15 protein-coding genes and 1 pseudogene are annotated in these 18,549 nt (G+C 64.5%); 4 read left to right on the forward strand and 12 right to left on the reverse strand.

The window, feature by feature from the left end; all coding sequences use genetic code 11:
• Positions 1 to 91 precede the first annotated feature (91 nt).
• From ACEN98_RS24050 to ACEN98_RS24070, 5 genes and pseudogenes are all read right to left on the reverse strand, one after another.
• Positions 92 to 1,426 (reverse strand): sulfate adenylyltransferase subunit 1, encoded by a 1,335-nt coding sequence (locus ACEN98_RS24050; RefSeq protein WP_413387431.1) that lies wholly within the window; start codon positions 1,424 to 1,426, stop codon positions 92 to 94.
• Entirely contained in the window at positions 1,426 to 2,364 is a 939-nt protein-coding gene (cysD, locus tag ACEN98_RS24055; protein WP_413387432.1) for a sulfate adenylyltransferase subunit CysD, read from the reverse strand. Before cysD ends, ACEN98_RS24050 begins: the two co-directional genes overlap by 1 nt.
• Before the next feature lie 32 nt (positions 2,365 to 2,396).
• Positions 2,397 to 3,167 (reverse strand): annotated as a pseudogene (locus tag ACEN98_RS24060) (phosphoadenylyl-sulfate reductase); the annotation flags it as partial.
• Positions 3,136 to 3,714 (reverse strand): DUF934 domain-containing protein, encoded by a 579-nt coding sequence (locus ACEN98_RS24065; RefSeq protein ID WP_413387433.1) that lies wholly within the window; start codon positions 3,712 to 3,714, stop codon positions 3,136 to 3,138. The gene ACEN98_RS24065 and the pseudogene ACEN98_RS24060, both read right to left, overlap by 32 nt.
• Positions 3,707 to 5,395: a nitrite/sulfite reductase gene (locus ACEN98_RS24070; protein WP_413387434.1), complete on the reverse strand. Its 1,689-nt coding sequence runs from the start codon at positions 5,393 to 5,395 to the stop codon at positions 3,707 to 3,709. Before ACEN98_RS24070 ends, ACEN98_RS24065 begins: the two co-directional genes overlap by 8 nt.
• A gap of 161 nt (positions 5,396 to 5,556) precedes the next feature.
• Here ACEN98_RS24070 and ACEN98_RS24075 point away from each other — a divergent pair, with 161 nt between their 5' ends.
• The gene (locus ACEN98_RS24075) at positions 5,557 to 6,498 is read left to right on the forward strand and encodes a CysB family HTH-type transcriptional regulator (protein ID WP_413387435.1); all 942 of its coding nucleotides are present in this window, start codon (positions 5,557 to 5,559) and stop codon (positions 6,496 to 6,498) included.
• A 4-nt stretch (positions 6,499 to 6,502) separates the two neighbouring features.
• Positions 6,503 to 7,159: a class I SAM-dependent methyltransferase gene (locus ACEN98_RS24080; protein ID WP_413387436.1), complete on the forward strand. Its 657-nt coding sequence runs from the start codon at positions 6,503 to 6,505 to the stop codon at positions 7,157 to 7,159.
• 37 nt (positions 7,160 to 7,196) lie between these two features.
• Here the strand turns inward: ACEN98_RS24080 and ACEN98_RS24085 are convergent, their stop codons facing one another.
• The 4 genes from ACEN98_RS24085 to ACEN98_RS24100 form a co-directional block, all read right to left on the reverse strand.
• Positions 7,197 to 8,219 carry a porin gene (locus ACEN98_RS24085; protein WP_371762845.1) on the reverse strand — a complete coding sequence of 341 codons (1,023 nt, stop codon included), beginning with the start codon at positions 8,217 to 8,219 and terminating at the stop codon, positions 7,197 to 7,199.
• 164 nt (positions 8,220 to 8,383) lie between these two features.
• Positions 8,384 to 9,535: a PAS domain-containing sensor histidine kinase gene (locus ACEN98_RS24090; protein ID WP_413387437.1), complete on the reverse strand. Its 1,152-nt coding sequence runs from the start codon at positions 9,533 to 9,535 to the stop codon at positions 8,384 to 8,386.
• Positions 9,536 to 9,613: 78 nt separating this feature from the next.
• Positions 9,614 to 10,393 (reverse strand): LytR/AlgR family response regulator transcription factor, encoded by a 780-nt coding sequence (locus ACEN98_RS24095; RefSeq protein ID WP_413340583.1) that lies wholly within the window; start codon positions 10,391 to 10,393, stop codon positions 9,614 to 9,616.
• 70 nt (positions 10,394 to 10,463) lie between these two features.
• Complete coding sequence (locus ACEN98_RS24100; RefSeq protein WP_413387438.1) at positions 10,464 to 11,861, reverse strand: sensor histidine kinase; 1,398 nt, start codon at positions 11,859 to 11,861, stop codon at positions 10,464 to 10,466.
• A 222-nt stretch (positions 11,862 to 12,083) separates the two neighbouring features.
• Between ACEN98_RS24100 and ACEN98_RS24105 the strand changes: the two genes are divergently transcribed.
• Positions 12,084 to 13,022, forward strand: a complete 939-nt coding sequence (locus tag ACEN98_RS24105; RefSeq protein WP_413387439.1) for an exopolyphosphatase — start codon at positions 12,084 to 12,086, stop codon at positions 13,020 to 13,022.
• 43 nt (positions 13,023 to 13,065) lie between these two features.
• On the opposite strand, the gene ACEN98_RS24110 is transcribed toward ACEN98_RS24105, so the two are convergent.
• From ACEN98_RS24110 to ACEN98_RS24120, 3 genes are all read right to left on the reverse strand, one after another.
• Positions 13,066 to 15,459, reverse strand: a complete 2,394-nt coding sequence (locus tag ACEN98_RS24110; RefSeq protein WP_413387440.1) for an EAL domain-containing protein — start codon at positions 15,457 to 15,459, stop codon at positions 13,066 to 13,068.
• Positions 15,460 to 15,565: 106 nt separating this feature from the next.
• The gene (locus tag ACEN98_RS24115; protein WP_413387441.1) at positions 15,566 to 16,831 is read right to left on the reverse strand and encodes a nitronate monooxygenase; all 1,266 of its coding nucleotides are present in this window, start codon (positions 16,829 to 16,831) and stop codon (positions 15,566 to 15,568) included.
• A 128-nt stretch (positions 16,832 to 16,959) separates the two neighbouring features.
• Positions 16,960 to 17,445 carry a YajQ family cyclic di-GMP-binding protein gene (locus ACEN98_RS24120; protein ID WP_056127174.1) on the reverse strand — a complete coding sequence of 162 codons (486 nt, stop codon included), beginning with the start codon at positions 17,443 to 17,445 and terminating at the stop codon, positions 16,960 to 16,962.
• A gap of 76 nt (positions 17,446 to 17,521) precedes the next feature.
• On the opposite strand from ACEN98_RS24120, the gene murB reads away from it, so the two are divergent.
• Positions 17,522 to 18,547 (forward strand): UDP-N-acetylmuramate dehydrogenase, encoded by a 1,026-nt coding sequence (gene murB, locus ACEN98_RS24125; protein ID WP_413387442.1) that lies wholly within the window; start codon positions 17,522 to 17,524, stop codon positions 18,545 to 18,547.
• Positions 18,548 to 18,549: the final 2 nt, after the last annotated feature.

Raw genomic sequence — 18,549 nt, forward strand, 5'->3', positions numbered from 1 at the left:
TTTCGTCCGAGAAGCGCAGCCGTACTAACGGTACGGCGAGCATCGCAGGACGAAAATCCGACGCGCAGTAGGTTTATCGAGGTCCCACTGCTTAAATACGGATCATACCTGCTGCGACCGTTTGATGGGTAACTTCATCGATGAGGATGAAGGCACCCGTTGCGCGGATCGCATCGTAGGCGTCGGCGGCCAGCGGCTGCTGCACGGTCAGTTCGATCCGCGCGATGTCGTTCAGCTTCAGGCCTTCGGCCGGGTTGTCGACGGCGCGGCGCGTCTGCGTGTTGACGTCCAGGACGGAATCGATCGCCTTCACCTTGGCCATCGTCTGGCGCGTGCCGTGCTTGATCCAGTACTTGCGGCGCACGTCCAGGGGCTCGTCGGACATCCAGCACACATCCGCTTTCACCTGCTTCAGCAAGGTGGCCGGTTGCTCGGCCGGGGCCAGCACGTCGCCGCGCGAGATGTCCACGTGCTCGTTCAACGTGATGGTGACCGACTGGCCGGCGACCGCTTGCTGCAGCGGGCCGTCGAACGTCAGGATTTCCTTCACGGTCGCGCTGTGGCCGGACGGCTGCACGACGAGCTTGTCGCCCACGGCAACCTTGCCCGACTCGATGCGCCCCATGTAGCCGCGCAGGTCGTTGGCTTCGTGGCCGTTGTGGCGCGCGACCAGCTGCACCGGGAAGCGGAACGGGGCGGCGTGCGTCTCGTCGTAGACCGACAGGCCTTCCAGCAGTTCGATCAAGGTCGGGCCTTCGTACCAGGTCATGTTGTCGCCGCGCTCGACGACGTTGTCGCCCGCGAGTGCCGACAGCGGGATCGCGGTGATGTCCTTCAGGCCCAGCGTGTCCGCGAACTTCGTGTATTCCGCGACGATGCGGTCGTACACGGTGCGGTCGTAGTTCACGAGGTCCATCTTGTTGACGGCGACGATCACGTGCTCGATCTGGAGCAGCTTGGCGATGGTCGAGTGGCGCTTCGTCTGCACCAGCAGCTCCACCGAGCCGTCATCGCCCAGCTTCACCTTCGACACGTCGACCAGGATGATGACGGCGTCCGCGGTCGACGCGCCCGTCACCATGTTGCGGGTGTACTGTTCGTGGCCCGGCGTGTCGGCGATGATGAACTTGCGCTTCGGCGTGGCGAAATAGCGGTACGCGACGTCGATCGTGATGCCTTGCTCGCGCTCGGCTTCCAGGCCGTCCGTCAGCAGCGACAGGTCGATCGTGTCGCCCACGGTGCGCTTGTGCTTGGAGCGCGACACGGCGGCCAGCTGGTCGGCGAAGATGCCCTTGCTGTCGAACAGCAGGCGGCCGATCAAGGTGCTCTTGCCGTCGTCGACGGAGCCGGCGGTGATGAAGCGCAGCAGACCGGCCTGGCCGCTCTGGTCGTTATCGTGGTTCAGGTTGTCGTTCAGGGCGTTCATCAGAAATATCCTTGTTTCTTGCGCTTTTCCATCGAGGCTTCCGACGTCTGGTCGTCCATGCGGGTCGCGCCGCGCTCGGTGATCTGGGTGATCGCCGTCTCGGCGATGATGGCGTCGACGGTCGACGCATCCGATGCAACCGGGCACGTGCACGAGATATCGCCCACGGTGCGGAAACGGACGACGCGTGTCTCGACTTCCTCGCCGTCGCGGGCCGGCGTCAGCGGCGTCAGCGGCACCAGCAGGCCGTTACGCGGGATCACCTGGCGCTCGTGCGCGAAATAGATCGGCGGCAGGGCCAGTTTTTCGCGGGCGATGTATTGCCAGACGTCGAGCTCGGTCCAGTTCGAGATCGGGAACACGCGCATGTTCTCGCCCGGGTGGACGCGGGTGTTATACAGGTCCCACAGTTCCGGACGCTGGGCCTTCGGGTCCCACTGGCCGAATTCGTCGCGGAACGAGAAGATACGCTCTTTCGCGCGCGCCTTTTCTTCGTCGCGGCGGGCGCCGCCGATGCAGGCGTCGAAGCCGTATTCGGCGATCGTTTCCAGCAGCGTGACGGCCTGGGCCGCGTTGCGCGAATCCGTCTGCGGGTTGCGCAGGCGGACGGTACCTTTCTTGATCGAGTCCTCGACGGAACCGACGATCAGGCGCTCGCCCAGTTCGGCCACGCGCGCGTCGCGGAACTGGATCACTTCGTCGAAGTTGTGGCCCGTGTCGATGTGGACGAGCGGGAACGGGAATTTACCCGGACGGAACGCCTTCTCGGCCAGGCGCAGCAGCACGACGGAGTCCTTGCCGCCCGAGAACAGCAGCGCGGGGTTCGAGCATTCCGCCGCGACTTCGCGCAGGATGTGGATGGCTTCGGATTCGAGCGCGTCCAGGTGGCGCGCATTCACGTCGCTGAGGGCGAGCGGGGTGTCACTAAAAGTCGTCATTTTGCTGAGCCTGTGATGTCTTGATTGGCCAATTAGGCCGGGGCTACGGATTTGATTCGAATGAGCTTGCCGTCCACGAGGTGCAATCCGCATTCCTTGGAGTCGGCGTTTTCCCACCACCAGCGGCCGGCGCGCACGTCCTCGCCCGGCTGGATCGCGCGGGTGCAGGGTTCGCAGCCGATCGACGGGTAGCCGCGGTCGTGCAGGTCGTTGTACGGCACGTTATTGGCGCGGATGTATTCCCACACGTCCTCTTCGCTCCAGTCGGCCAGCGGATTGAACTTGGCCAGGCCGTGCGCCGTATCGTCTTCCTGCACCGGCAGGTCGCTGCGCGTCGTCGACTGCGCGCGGCGCTGGCCCGTGATCCATGCCTTGTTGCCGGCGAGCGCGCGGCCCAGCGGTTCGACCTTGCGCACGTAGCAGCAGCCCTTGCGCATCTCGACGCTGTCGTAGAACGCGTTCAGGCCGTTTTTGCTCACGTATTCGTCGACCAGTTCCTGCTTCGGACGCATCACGACGATGTCGTAGCCGTAGTGGGCCTTGACCTTGTCGATCATGGCCAGGGTTTCCTTGTGCAGGCGGCCGGTCTCCAGCGAGAAGATGGTGATCGGCAGGCCGGCCTTCAAGATCAGGTCGGTGAGGACCATGTCCTCGGCCGCCAGGCTGGAAGCGAACACGGCAGGCGAAAAATCGCGCGCAATGCGCTCCAGGATGCCGCGGGTTTCATTCACCCGCGCGTTCAGGTCGCTCATGGGTTTCCTTGTTTGATCGTCAGATGCCGGCGCCGACGTCGCTGTGCTCGGGCAACGCGCCGCGCTCGTGGCGGCGGAACAGCGGCAGCGGGTTGTCGACCGCCGCCTGGTACGTTTCCGAGAATACCGTCAGGCCTTTCAGTGCGTCATGGATGTTGCGGTCCTGGCGCGTCGCATAGGCATTGAAGCCGCAGCGGACCATCTGGAACAGCTGGTCGCGCAGCACGTCGCCGATCGCGCGCAGCTCGCCCTGGTAGCCCAGGCGCTTGCGCAGGTTGTAGGCGATCGAGTAGCCGCGGCCGTCGCTGAATTTCGGGAAGTCGACGGCGACGACGGCGAACTTGTCGAGGTCGTCCTTGACCGTCGTGGCCAGCTCGTCCGATGCGAACCAGATGCCCAGTTCCCGACGCTCCGCGCGGCCCAGCAGCTGTTCGCGCTGCGCCAGCCAGACCTTGACCGGGACGATGATCTTGCCGGCCGGGACTTCAACGGTTTCCGGGGTGCCGTCTTCGACGAGTTTCAGGACGCTCCAATCGTCATCCACCACCTCGCGGTGCTTGATGATCTGCTTGTGCGAGTGCAATTCGAAATTAGGCATATTCGTCTTCCCCAACCAATGCGCCGGCCGGGATCGGCGTGGCATACACATGTTCCTTGAACGGCGCGACACCGAGGCGCTGCGCCACGTCGACGAAGCGTTCGCCCTCGACGCGATTCTTCACATAAACCTCGAGCAGGCGGCCGATGACTTCCGGCATCTGCGGTGCGGAGAACGACGGGCCGATGATCTTGCCGATGGCCGACTCGTTGCCCTGTGCGCCGCCGATCGATACCTGATACCACTCGGAACCGTCCTTGTCCACGCCCAGCACGCCGATGTGGCCCACGTGGTGGTGGCCGCAGGCGTTGATGCAGCCCGAGATGTTCAGTTCGATGTCGCCGATGTCGTGCTGGAAGTCCAGGTTGTCGAAACGCTCGGCGATGGCGGCCGCGATCGGGATCGACTTCGCGTTCGCCAGCGAGCAGTAGTCGCCGCCCGGGCACGAGATCATGTCGGTCAACAGGCCGATGTTCGGCGTCGCGAGGCCGCGGGCCTTCGCCTGCTGCCAGATCTCGAACAGCTTGGCCTGCTCGACGTCGGCCAGCACGAGGTTCTGCTCGTGCGTCACACGCAGTTCGCCGAAGCTGTACTTGTCGGCCAGCTCGGCCACGAAATCCATCTGCTCGGCGGTCGCGTCGCCCGGCGGCACGCCGGTTTTCTTCAGCGACAGCACGACGGACGCATAGCCCGGCACCTTGTGCGGCTTGACGTTGCGCTGCAGCCAGTTGGCGAACGCCTTGTTGTCGGCATGCTCCGCACGGGGATCGATGCTGGGCAGGGTCAGGTAGGGCTTCGGATTGAACCATTGCGCCACGCGTTCGACTTCCTCGCGGGTCAGTGTTTCCGGACCATCCTTCAGGTCGGCGAATTCCGCCTCGACCATGCGCGCGAATTCCTCGGCGCCCACGGCTTTTACCAGAATCTTGATGCGGGCCTTGTACTTGTTGTCGCGGCGGCCGAACTGGTTGTACACGCGCATGATCGCTTCCGTGTACGTCAGCAGGTGCTGCCAGGGCACGAAGTCGTTGATCACGCTGCCCAGGATCGGCGTACGGCCGAGACCACCCCCCACCATGAACTTGAAGCCGACTTCACCGGCGTCGTTGCGCACGGCGGTCAGGCCGATGTCGTGGACGGCGATCGCGGCGCGGTCTTCCACGGCGCCATTGATCGCGATCTTGAACTTGCGGGGCAGGGCGATGAACTCGGGGTGGAACGTGCTCCACTGGCGGATGATTTCCGCGTATGGGCGCGCATCGACGATCTCGTCGGCGGCGACACCGGCGAATTCGTCCGTCGTCGTGTTACGGATGCAATTGCCCGACGTCTGGATCGCGTGCATTTCGACCGAGGCCAGGTCGGTCAGGATGTCCGGGGTCTGTTCCAGCTCGATCCAGTTGAACTGGATGTTCTGGCGCGTCGTGAAGTGGCCATAGCCGCGGTCGTACTTGCGGGCGATGTGGGCGAACATGCGCATCTGCGCCGTCGACAGCAGGCCGTACGGCACGGCGATGCGCAGCATGTAGGCATGACGCTGCATGTACAGGCCGTTCTGCAAGCGCAGCGGCAGGAATTCTTCTTCGGTCAGCTCGTCGGCGAGACGGCGCCGTACCTGGTCGCGGTACTGGGCGATGCGTTCACGTACGATGAGATGGTCGTATTGGTCGTAACGGTACATGGGCAAGATTCCTAAGGGGGCGGGCCAATCCTGACCCAAACTATCCCGAATATTAATAAAATCCAGCTATATTCCAAACGACGGAGAATTTATTTGCTTATATGAGCCTGCGGTATAAGCATCCTTGTAAAATGCGGCATCAGATTGACAAGATAAGGGCAATGAACCTACACCAACTACGTTTCGTGCGCGAAGCGGTCCGCCAGAACTACAACCTGACCGACGCCGCCAAGGCGTTGTTCACGTCGCAACCCGGGGTGTCGAAAGCCATCATCGAGCTGGAAGAGGAGCTCGGGGTCGACATCTTCACCCGCCACGGCAAGCGCATCCGCGGCCTGACGGAACCGGGCCGCCTCGTCCTGCAATCGGTCGAGCTGATCATGCAGGAGATCGACAGCCTCAAGCGCATCGGCAAGGAATACGCCGCCCAGGACAGCGGCAGCTTCACCATCGCCACCACGCACACGCAGGCGCGCTACATGCTGCCGAAGGTCGTGCAGGCGTTCATGCAGCGCTTCCCGAAAGTCAGGTTGTCTTTATTGCAAGGCAACCCGCGCCAGATCGCCGACATGGTCAAGAACGACCAGGCCGATCTCGCCATCGCGACGGAATCGATCGCGGCGGTCGACGGGCTGATCACCTTGCCGTGTTATCAATGGGAACACGTCCTCGTCGTGCCGCACGAGCACCCGCTGACGAAATCGAAGGCGATCTCGCTGGAAGAGATCGCGGGCTACCCGCTGATCACGTACGACGCCGCCTTCGCGGGCCGTAGCAAGATCGACCATGCGTTCGAACTGCGCAATCTCAAGCCGGACGTCCTGCTGGAAGCGATCGACGCCGACGTCATCAAGACGTACGTGGAGTTGGGCATGGGGATCGGCATCATCGCCGGCATGGCCTTCGACCAGGAACGCGACCGCAACCTGCGCGCGATTCCCGTGGGCCATCTGTTCGGCATGAACATATCGCGCGTGGCCGTCAAGCAGGGCGCCTATCTGCGCAGCTATATTTATACGTTCATCGAGCTGCTGGCCCCCACGCTCAACCGCAAGATGGTCGAGTCCGCCATGCGCGGCACCAGTGAAAATTACGAGCTTTAATACCATGAATCGACAGAATGACCCCGTCGCGCGTTACTACGCGAGCAGCACGCAGGCGGCCGACGCCGCGCTGTCGCGGGCGGAACGCGCCAACGACTTATCGAAGGTACGCGAACGCATCGCGCAACTGGTACGCGGGCAGACCGTGCTGGAACTGGCCTGCGGCACCGGCTACTGGACGGAAGTGATCGCGGCGAACGCCGACAAGGTGCTGGCCACCGATATCCTCGACGCCATGCTCGCCCGGGCCCAGACGCGCCGCTTCCCAGAGGGCAAGGTCGCGTTCCGCAAGGTGGACGGCCTCGATCTGCCCGAGGACCTGGGTACGTTTACTTGCGTGTTCATCGGTTTCTGGTGGTCGCACCTGAAGCGCGACGAGCAGGATGCGCTGCTGGCCCAGCTGCGCGCGAGGCTCGGCCACGACGTTTCCCTGATCCTGCTGGACGACGCCTACGTCGAGGGCAGCAGCACGACGATCGCGCGCACGGATGCGCAAGGCAATACGTATGAAATCGTCGCGGCGCCGGACGGCGAGCGGTTCGAGTTGCCGAAGAATTATCCGGCCGACAGCGCGCTGCGCAAGCGGCTGGGCGGCGAGGTGAGGGAGATCCGCATCGAGCGCCTGACGTATTACTGGTTGTTGACCTGCCGGCTGAAATGACGCGTGGGCACGGGTGCCCACGCGAATGACGGCGTACTTAGAACGAGTGGCGCATGCCGACGGTGAACACCGACGGATCGCCACCCAGCGACGTCGCGGCCGGGGTCAGGTTGTTCGAACCCGAGTTCAGGCCGAAGGTGGCCAGGCCGTTGTTGTTCATGTTGGCGTACGACGCGTACAGGTTCGTGCGCTTCGACAGCGAGTAGCTGTAGGCCAGTGCCCAGGCATTGCCCTTGGCGCCGTTTTCCAGCTTGTTCTGCTGCAGGTTCACGTAGACCTTGCTCGGGCCGAACGGGTAGCCGGCGCCCAGGTTGTACTGCTTGAACTTGTTGTTCGCGCCGTCCGGATCGGCCGACAGGTAGTTGGCCTTGATCTCCAGGCCGCCGACGTCGGCGAACGTGTAGGCGGCGCCCGCGCCGTATTCCTTGTCGTTGCCCGACGAAACGCGCTTCAGCGTGTGGTAGGCGGCGCCCAGGTACAGACCGCCCATCTTGTATTCGGCACCGATGCCTTTCAGGTCGCCCGACGGACCCGTGGTTTTTTCGCCGGCGGAATACGTGGCCAGCAGGTCGAAGCCGTTGAACGACGCGCTCTTGTAGTTGACCGAGTTGGCCAGGCGGCGGGTTACCTTGCCCGAACCGAAGGCCGACAGGTTGGTGCCGTAGAAGCCCTGGCCGAATTCGTCGGAGGCGCCGGCCACGACGGCGATCGGCGAGTATTCGCGGCCCAGCGTCAGGGTACCGAAGGCGCCTTCCAGACCGACGACGGCGCGGCGCTGGAACAGGCCGGAGGAATCCTGCGCGCCGGTGTCGACGGCAACGCCCGCTTCCAGGTTGAAGATGGCCTTCAGGCCGTTGCCCAGGTCTTCCGAACCGCGGAAGCCGAAGCGGCTGCCCGACTGGTTGCCCGACTGGACGTTGGTGTGGCGGCCGTCCGGATTGCCGGCGTCGCCGGACTCGATGGCGGCGTCGACGACACCGTACAGGGTCACGTTGGTCTGGGCGGCGGCGAACAGGGGGGTGAGGGCGACCACGGCTGCGGCCAGGCGTTTGACTTGCATTCAGGATTCTCCAATAAGATGTCGGACGATTCAAACAATGTGGTCTATTGCTTGATTGGCAGGCATCTTATCGAAGCGATATGTCGATTTGATGACACAGTGAAATGTTGCGAAATTACCACGCTTACTTTCACTTCTGTTGTCATCAATGTGTGACGACAGGGTTACACGAGGTGATCGTGCAGCGGCAGCACGATGTCGATACGGGTGCCGTGCGGCTCGTCGGCGCCGATCGAGATCTCGCCCTTCATCGCCCAGACCCGTTCGCGCATGCCGATCAGGCCCAGGGATTCCGCCTTTTCCATGTCTTGCGGACGGATCCCGCGGCCATCGTCGCGGATCGTGATGAGCAGGTCGCTGTTCAGCCGGAACAGATTCATCATGACGCGGGTGGCCTGCGCATGGCGGGCGATGTTCGTCAGCGCTTCCTGCACGATGCGGAAGATGGCCGTGCTGGCCGTGTCGTCCAGGCGCAGCTCGGCCTCGTCGGCCAGCAGGGTGGTGGGGATCGCGTAGCGTTCGATGAAATCGTCGCGCAGGCCCTGCAGCGCGAAATACAGGCCGCCTTCGTCGAGCGCGCGCGGACGCAGGTTGGTGGCGATGCGGCGCAGCGACGTGATCGCGGTCAGCAGATTGTCTTCCATGCCGCGCATCAGCCGCAGGCTTTCGCTGGGCGTGCCGTCGGCGTGTTGCAGCAGGGTGAGGTCCATGCGCAGCGATGCGAGCAGCTGGCCGAGGTCGTCGTGCAGTTCGCGCGCGATGTGGGTGCGCTCTTCCTCGCGGATGGTCTGCAGCGCGGCGGACAGCTGGCGCAGCTGGTCGTGCGAGCGCGTGAGTTTTTCCTGCACGCGGCGGCGGTCGCTGACGTCGCGCATGACGACCGTGTAGAACGGTGCGTTGCCGTTGGTGCGTGAAATGGAACCCTCGATGGGGAAGCGTTCACCATCCCCGCGCAGGCCCATGACCGTGTAGTCGGTGGCGCGGCGGCCCGCGCGGCCGCTGCCGGGGCGGAAATAGTCCACGGGTTCGTCGACGTCCGCGTTCGGCGGCTCGATGTAGCGTCCCAGCGGACTCCCCACCATTTGCTCGACGCTCGTGCCGAACAGGGCTGCCGCGGCCGGATTGGCCATGACGATGGTGTTCGACTGGTCGGCGGAAATGATGGCTTCGCTGACGTGGTTGACGATCTGGCGGCTGGCCTGCACGGTGTCGGGCTCCTGTCGGAAGCGCCGGCCCAGCCAATAGCCGGCCGCGAACCCGGCCAGAAGCCAGGTTGCGGTCCTGCCGGAAGCGCGGGGGCGGCGCGGGCGTTTCATTCAACTTGCTTGATAGAAAACAACCCGCTGTGCGGATCTGGCATCTACCTTACCCGCCGTGCAAACTGCTGGCTTGACTTACATCTGCTTGAAGAGGTGCAGGAAGCTGCGGCTGACTTCCAGTTTTTCCGAGCGGCCCTTGATCAGCACCAAGTGGCGGCCACGGATGTCGCGCGTCACGCCTTCGATGGCGTTGACGTTCACGAGCGTGGCGCGGTGGATCTGCCAGAACAGCGACGGATCGAGTTCTTCGGCCAGGTCGCGCACCGGCTTGCGGATCAGTGCTTCGAATTTCTCCGTTTGAACGCAGGTATATTTTTCGTCGGAACGGAAAAACAGGATTTCCTCGACCGGGATCATGCGCAGGTCCTGGCCGATGCTGGCCTGGATCCATTGCAGGTATTTCGGCTTCGGCGCCGCGATCTTTTCGGCGAGCTGGGACAGCATCGCGGTCACCGTGTCGCTGACGTTGACGGACGCGGTGGCCGCCTGCGCGGGCGTCGCCAGGCGTTCCTTCAGGCGCTCGACGGTGATCTTGAGGCGCTCGGGCTCGGGCGGTTTCAGCACGTAGTCGATGGCGCCCCGCTCGAACGCTTCCACGGCGTACTGGTCGTATGCGGTGACGAACACGACCTGGCTGGCGTCGCCGATGTCGCGCGCCGCTTCCATGCCCGTCTTGCCCGGCATGCGGATGTCGAGGAAGGTCAGGTCGGGCTTCAGGTCGTCGACGAGTTGCACGGCCTCGTCGCCGTTCTTCGCTTCGCCGATGATCTCGAGATCCGGCCACACCTGGGACAATCGGGTGCGCAGCAGGTCGCGCATCAGTCTTTCGTCGTCGGCAATGATAGCGGTAGGCATGGTCGGGGGCAGGCAGTGAAGGAGTGTCGATTATTCAACGAATCGTCGGTACAGGCAATACCCGAAATGCTTACTTCGGTGCAAGCTGGTACGGGACCTCGATGGTGGCGATGACCCCGGTCGGGCTGTTGGCCGCGATGTGCAGCTGGCCCGCCTCGCCGTGCAGCAATTTCAAACGCTCGCGGATGTTCGACAGCCCGAGGCCGGTGCCCTTGCTGGGCATGACGCCGAAGCCGACGCCGTCGTCCGCGACCGTCACGCGCAGCTTGCTGTCGACCACTTCCGCCCTGACGGCCAGGTGGCCGCCCTCGGGTTTGCATTCGAGGCCGTGCTTGATCGCGTTCTCGACCATCGATTGCAGCATCATCGGGGGAAACGCCGCGCTGCGCAGGCCGTCCGGCACGCTCAGTTCGACCGTCAGGCGTTCTTCCATGCGCATCTTGAGCAGGTCGAGGTAGGACTTGACCATGTCGACTTCGCGGCCCAGGTTCGTGACGAGGTTGTTGTCGCGCATCTGCGGCAGCACGGCGCGCAGGTACTGGATGAGTGTCCGCTGCATGGCGGATGCGCGCGGCGGATTGGTCTCGATCAGGTGCTCGACGGAAGCGAGCGTATTGAACAGGAAGTGCGGCTCCACTTGGGCCTGCATGGCCTGCATCTTCGCTTCGGACAGCTGGCGCTGCATCGACTCGCGCTCGGCGGCGGCCGTGGCCGACTGCATCTCGGCCTCCGCGCGCTTCTTGCCGCCCACCAGCGCCTTCGTGCCGAACAGGGCGAGGATCAGCAGCCAGACGAAGCTCGTGAACCACGTCGACGCCTGCTTGTGATAGCTGCGTGCCTTTGCTTCGGCCGCGTCGTCGACGGCCGCTTCGATGGCGTTGGACAATTCTTCGCCGATTTGCGGCGGCAGGTCGATGTGGACCTCTTCGCCGTTGGCGCCGCGCAGGGTCTTCGTGACCGGCGCCTTGGGCGGGGCGGGCGGTGCCGGCGGCGCGGGCTCGGCGGGTGCGGCGGGTGCGGCGGGGTCGGCCGCGTGTTGCGCCTCGTCGGCCGCCTGTTCCGCGGCGTCGGCCTTCGCCTGCGCCTCGTCGGCCTTGCCCTCGGCCGCCGCGTGTGCCGCTTCCGCGGCCTTGGCTGCCGCTTCCGCCTTGGCCGCCTCGATTTCCGGATTGATCGTGATCGTGCCGCGCCGGCTGTTCTTGCCCGGATTGATGTGGATGCCGCTGTCGTCGATCGTGACGGTCGGTTCGGGCCGGCGTGCGCTGTGTTCCGTGCGCGTGATCTCTTCTTCGCTGCTGGAGAACAATTCGTCCTGCAGAATCTTGCCGGAGACCAGCATCAGCGCGGCGAACAGGAAGAACTTCCACCACGACAGTTGCGTCACCCACGTCGCGACCGCGTCGAAGGCCCGGTACAGTGCCGACAGGGTATTCGAGAAAGTTTGCTGGGTAGAACGCCGTGTTTGCATGAAACTTATCTTTTTCAGAAGGTGCGGCGAGTGTAACCGCTGGCATGAGCGCCGGCCATCGCTTTGCGACAGCCTGCACGTTTCGGGCCCTGGAATGCACAGGTTGATGACGCCGTGATGACGTATAGAAAAACTGTTAATTAGCAATCTTGCGCGGTATGATGACCGACGTCCTGGCTGCGCCAGCCCATGCTTCGTTCTCGACATGAAAGGGGTTTGCCGATGTCTGCCGTTCCCAAGCGTTACCGCCTCGTTACCCGCAGCGATTTCGACGGCCTCGTCTGCGCCGTCCTCCTCAAGCACCTGGACCTGATCGACGAGATCCTGTTCGTCCACCCGAAGGACATGCAGGATGGCAAGATCGCGATCAGTGCGCGCGATATCACGACGAATCTGCCGTACGTTGCCGGCGCGCACCTTGCATTCGACCATCACTTATCGGAAACGCTCCGCAACACGGGCCGGCGCGACAACCACGTCATCGACCCGAAGGCGCCCTCGGCCGCAAGAGTCGTCTACGACCACTACGGCGCCACGCGGGCGTTCCCGGCCGCCTGGCGCGACATGATGGATGCCGTCGACAAGGCCGACGCCGCGCGCTTCACGCGCGAGGAAGTGCTCGATCCGCAGGGCTGGAACCTGCTGAATTTCCTGATGGATGCGCGTACGGGGCTGGGCCGCTTCCACGACTTCCGCATCTCGAACTACCAGCTGATGATGGACCTGATCGATTACTGCCGCAACCACACGATCGCCCAGATCATGCAGCTGCCGGACGTGCAGGAGCGTACCCGGCTGTACTTCGAGCACAGCGAGCTGTGCAAGGAGCAGATCCGGCGCTGCGCGCACGTCCACGGCAACCTCGTCGTGCTCGACCTGCGCGAGGAACCCGTGATCTATGCGGGCAACCGGTTCATCATCTATGCGCTCTTCCCCGAGACGAATATCTCGATCCACGTGCTGTGGGGCCTGAAGAACCAGAATACGGTGTTCGCGACGGGCAAATCGATTCTCAACCGTACGTCGAAGACGAATATCGGCGCGTTGATGCTCGAGTACGGTGGTGGCGGGCACGAGAATGCGGGGACGTGCCAGGTGGCCAACGACATGGCGGAAGACGTGCTCGGCGCGCTGGTCGGGCGGATTACCAGCGAAGGTTAGGCCACCGGTGTGCGTGGTGGGCACCCCGTGCCCACCTTTGCGCTTATGCGGGCTGCTGCTCTTCCAGCATGCGCTGTGCCGCCTCCGCCGCGAGGGGCTCGCTGATCCAGATGCCCTGGATGTGGTCGCAGCCATGCGAGGTGAGGAAATCCAGCTGGGGCCGTGTTTCCACGGCCTCGGCCACCACTTCCATGTTCAGGTTGTGCCCGATGTCGATCAGGCTCTTGGCCACGGCCCGGCCGCCGTCGTCCAGCGTCTGGACCGTCGTGTGCGCCAGCTTGACCTGGGTGGCCGCCAGCTGCTGCAGATAGCCGAGGTCGCACAGGCCCGCCCCAAACCCGTCGACGGACAGGTCGACCCCCATCGTATGGAGTTGTTCCGCCAGTTCCTGGCCCAGTGCCGGATTGCGGATCAGCGCCTCGATGCGCAGGTCGAGCTGCAGGCTGCGCGGCGGCAGGCGGTGGCGCGTCAGCCGGTCGGACAGGCCGGCGAGAAATCCCGGCTGGCTGTATTCGCGGTGCGAGACGTTGACGGTCACGGGCACGTTCACGTACCCGGCCGCACGCAACCGGGCCGCGAAGGCGCAGGCCTGGTCGAGCACGCGCTGGCCGATGGGCACGATCACGCCGCTTTCCTCGGCCTCGGCGAGGAAGCAGGCGGGGGACAGCACGCCCTGGTCCGGGTGGCGCCAGCGCAGCAGCGCCTCGAAGCCCGCGACGCGCCGGGTCGCGACGGCCACGCGGGGCTGGTACAGCAGGAACAGGTCGTCGTGGTCGAGCGCGTCGCGCAGCGCCAATTCGATGCGGTGCTTCGCTTCCGTGGTCGACTTCATGTCGGCCGAGAAGAAATGGACGTCGTTGCGGCCGCTGCCCTTGCCGTGGTACATCGCGAGGTCGGCCGCGCGCACGAGCTCCGCCGCCGTGACGCCGTCGTGCGGGTACAGCGACACGCCCACGCTGGCGCCGACGGGGATCTCGCGGTTGTTGAAGGCGACGGGAATCGCGAAGCTCTGGCGCAGCCGTTCGACCATGCGCAGGGTGAAACGCAGCGACGGCTGGTTGGCGAGGATCAGCACGAACTCGTCGCCGGACATGCGCGCCACCGTGTCGCTGTCGCGCACGGACGCCTGCAGGCGGCGCGCGACGACCTTCAGCACGACGTCGCCCGCCTCGTGGCCGAACGTATCGTTGATGGTCTTGAAGTTGTCGAGGTCGATCAGCACCGTGGCCACGAGCGACTTGTGGCGCTGCGCGAGATGCAGCGCCTGCTCCAGCCGGTCCCATAGCAGGTTGCGGTTGGCGAGGCCCGTCAGCGGATCGTGGTTGACCTCGTGCTCCAGGTGCGCCGTGCGCAGCATGGTCGCGGTGACGTCGGTGAGCACGCCGATGTAGTGCGTGACTTCGCCATGCTCGTCCTGCACGGGCGTGATGGAGAGGTCGTTCCAGAACAGCTCGCCGTTCTTGCGCAGGTTGCGCAGCACGACCTTGGCGCCCGTGCGCGCCGCGATCGCGTCGCGCAGCTGGGCCCGCTCCGCCAGGTCCATGCCGGGTGCCGCCATGAAGCGCGGGTCCGTGCCGATGATTTCGTCCGCCGCGTAACCGGTGATGCGCTCGAAGGCCGGGTTCACGTATTCGATGAAGCTCTGGCCGTGGTCCAGCCGGGTGATCAGGATGCCGTTGCTGGCCGCGTGCAGGGCACGTTCGCGCAGGCGCAGTTGCTGTTCGTGCGCGCGTCGTTCGGCCAGGTCGACGCCCGTCCCGAACAGATATTCGCCGCCGTTGCAGCGGATCTTCGTTCCGTTCAGCAGCACGGGCGTCTCGCGGCCGCTGCGCGACACGAAGTCGATCTCGAGCTTCAGTTCGCCGCCGTCGTCGAACGCGGCGCGGATGCCGTTGGCCAGCGGCGCGCGCTGGGGCAGTTCGATGAGGTCGAGGGCGCGCGTGGCGCCCAGTTCGTCCGGCGTCATCTCCGTGACCTTTTCCAGGTTGTGGTTCCAGAGAACGAAGCGGCCGTCACGGTTGAGCACGTAAAAGGTGCCGGGGAAGGTATCCACGATGTCGGACAGCGGCGTGCGTGCGACCCGTTCGGCTTCCGTGCCGCCCCGCATGCGGCCCGTGGCGACGGCGACGGCGCACCCTCGCAAGTGGCTTTCGCCGTCGACCAGCGGCGCCAGCGTCAGCGTGCCTTCGAATACGCGTCCCCGCGCGCACATGAGCTCGACGTGGACTTCGGCCCCTTCGGGATGGCCGGTGAGGGCGCGCCAGCCGACGCTCCAGGCATCGCGTCCCGGCGGCGTGAACAACGTGGTGACAGGGCGGCCGAGAACCTGCCCGGCCGCCACACCGAACACCGCGGCGGAGCCGTCGTTCCAGGCCTCGATGGTGCCGGTCTCGTCGGTGAGAAAGACGCACCGGCTGGGCGGTTCGGATTCGTGCATGCCGGCTCCCGGTGTCGATGGAACCCGTTGGACCGCCTGGCCGTACTTCCGTTCCGCCAAAAGAAAAGGCGTGCCGCAGCACGCCTTTCGTCGATGATGGTAGCGGTCAGGCGGCCGCTTCCTGGCGCGGCGGCAGCGCGACCTGGTTGTCCACGCTGAACAGGTAATCCTTGAACACGTGCTCGGCGGACAGGATCTGGTAGGTGCCGTCCGACAGCTTGTGCGTCGTGTCCTTCAGGCGGTACGTCGTCGAGCCGCAGGTCCAGCAATTGAAGTTGCGCATGTGGGTGCACAGGCACGTCTTGTCGAACACCTGGATGTTCTTCTGGCCCGGATTCGCCTGCACCTCGCGGTTGTACGAATTGATGTAGGCGCAGTTGCCCGTCGCGTCCAGCAGGTAGCCATACGATTCGCAGCCGGGACGGATGCCCGAGCCGATCGCCGGCGTCTGCTTCAGCATGCGCATCGGATAACCCGTCGGCGAGACGCCGTTGACGATGATGTCTTCTTCGCTGGCGCGGAAATATTCCTGCTTGACGGAATCCGGCAGGCCGCATTCGCGGGTGACAGTGAAGCGGGTCGCCACCTGTACGCCGCCCGCGCCCTTTTCGAGGAACGACACGGCGTCGCTGCCCGTGAAGATGCCGCCGGCGGCGATCAGCGGGATATCGAGTTTTTCGGCGGCCAGGTACGCATGGATCTCGTCCATGATCGTGTGCAGGTCGTAGTCTTTCCAGTCTTCCATGCCGAAGCCCAGGTGGCCGCCGGCCAGCGGGCCTTCCACGATCACGTAGTCGGGCAGGCGGTTCAGGCGCGACACCTTGCGCAGGAACAGTTGCAGGGCGCGGACGGACGAGACGATGATGCCCAGCTTGGCGTCGCGGAAGCGCGGATGGTCCTTGATGAGTTCGAACGAGCCCAGGTGCAGGCCGGCCGACATCGTGATGCCGTCGATGCCCGCGTCCAGCGCGGCCGACAGGCGGGTGCGCAGGGTTTCCTTCGGCGCGTTCATCGTCAGCTTTTCCATGCAGTTCACGAAGATCAGGCCATCGCCTTTCTTCGCCGCCATGGTCGCGCCCACGTGCAGGCGCGTCGCCTCGGCCAGGCGGTCGAGGTCGAACTGGACGACGGACTTGTCCATGTTGTTGATGTTGAACTTGTACAGCTTGGTCTTTTCCTTGACGAAGCTGGTGTCGAACTTGCGGTCCGACACGTCCGGCACCATCGCATCGGAAATGTGGCCGATACCGCCCAGACGGGCCGCTTCCAGGGCCAGCTCCGACGTGGAAATGTCCACGCCCATTCCGCCGATCATGATGGGCACATATTCCTTGTTGCCCAAACGCAGGCGGAAATCATCAACACGTTTCATTGCTATTCAACTCGTTGTTATAGGTAACGCCGCCGACTGGCGTGCTCGCTCGCCCGCATTTTACCCCACGCGCGGACGGGCGGAGAGCACCATTTCCCGCACGATCGTGCGGTGCCGGCGGAGGGCGATCAGTCGCGGAAGTTGTTGAATTCCAGCGGCAGATCCTTCACGTCCTTGCGCAGCAGCGCGATCGCTTCCTGCAGCGTATCGCGATCCTTGCCGGTGACGCGCACGGTTTCACCCTGGATCGAGGCCTGCACCTTCATCTTGCTTTCCTTGATGAGCTTGGTGATCTTCTTCGCGTCTTCCGTCTCGATGCCGTTGCGCACCTTGAGGACCTGCTTGACCTTGTCGCCGCCGATCTTCTCGACCTTGCCTTCGTCGAGGAAGCGCACGTCGACCTTACGCTTGGTCATCTTGTTCAACAGCACGTCGCGCACCTGGCCGAGCTGGAAGTCGGAATCGCCGAACACGGTGATCTCGCGTTCCTTCTGCTCGACCTTGGCCGAGCTGCCCTTGAAGTCGAAGCGGGTGCCGATTTCCTTGTTGGATTGCTCGACGGCGTTCTTGACTTCGACCATGTCTGCTTCGCAGACCACATCAAACGATGGCATCTTGTTTTTTCCTTGCACAGTAATGAATGGCGATATTGTAACCACTATAATGCGCCAAACACTACCCGCCCCAGCCATGCCAGCCGACCTGTCCCTGTCCACCGACGTTTCCCTCGCTCCTTTCAACACGTTCCGCATTCCCGCGCGCGCCCGGCGCTACCTGCGCGTGACCGATCCGGCCCAGCTGCAGGCCGTCGCCGCCGATGCGCAACTGGCCGCGCTGCCGCGCCTCGTGCTCGGCGGCGGCAGCAACCTCCTGATCGCGCGCGACGAGGTCGATGCCCTCGTGCTGCACATGGGGCTGGAGGGCAGGGAGATCGTCGGCGCGACGGCCGACGCCATCCTCGTGCGCGCGCAGGCCGGGGAGAACTGGCATGCGTTCGTGGAATGGACGATCGCGCAGGGCCTGGGCGGCCTGGAGAACATGGCACTGATCCCGGGCACGGTCGGCGCGTCGCCGATCCAGAACATCGGCGCGTACGGTGCCGAGGTCAAGGACTGTTTTCACTCGCTGACCGTGTTCGACTTCGCGGACGGTTCGATCCGCACCATGGACGCCGCCGCCTGCCGCTTCGGCTACCGCGACAGCGTGTTCAAGCACGCGGAAGGCAGCACGCTCGTCGTGCTGGACGTGACGTTCGCACTGCCGCGCGCGTGGACGCCGAACCTGCGTTATGCGGAACTGGCGCAGGCGGTGCGAGACACCGCCGCGCCGACCGCGCGCGCGGTGGCGGATGCCGTGATCGCGATCCGGCGCCGCAAGCTGCCCGATCCGGCCGAGATCGGCAACGCGGGCAGCTTCTTCAAGAATCCGGTCGTGCCGCGCGAGCACTGCGCGCGCCTGCTGGCCACGTGGCCGGACCTCGTGCACCACGCCCAGCCGGACGGCAGCGAAAAGCTGGCCGCGGGCTGGCTGATCGACCGTTGCGGCTGGAAGGGGAAAAACCTGGGACGCGCGGGCGTCTATCCGAAGCAGGCGCTCGTGCTGGTCAACAATGGCGGCGCGACGGGGCACGAGATCATGGCGCTGGCACGCGCGATCCAGGCCGACGTCGAGGCGCGCTTCGGCGTGCGGCTCGAGCCGGAACCCGTGCTGGTGTAAGG

It is taken from the genome of Massilia sp. CT11-137, assembly GCF_047302885.1.
Taxonomy (GTDB): Bacteria; Pseudomonadota; Gammaproteobacteria; order Burkholderiales; family Burkholderiaceae_D; genus Telluria; species Telluria orientalis.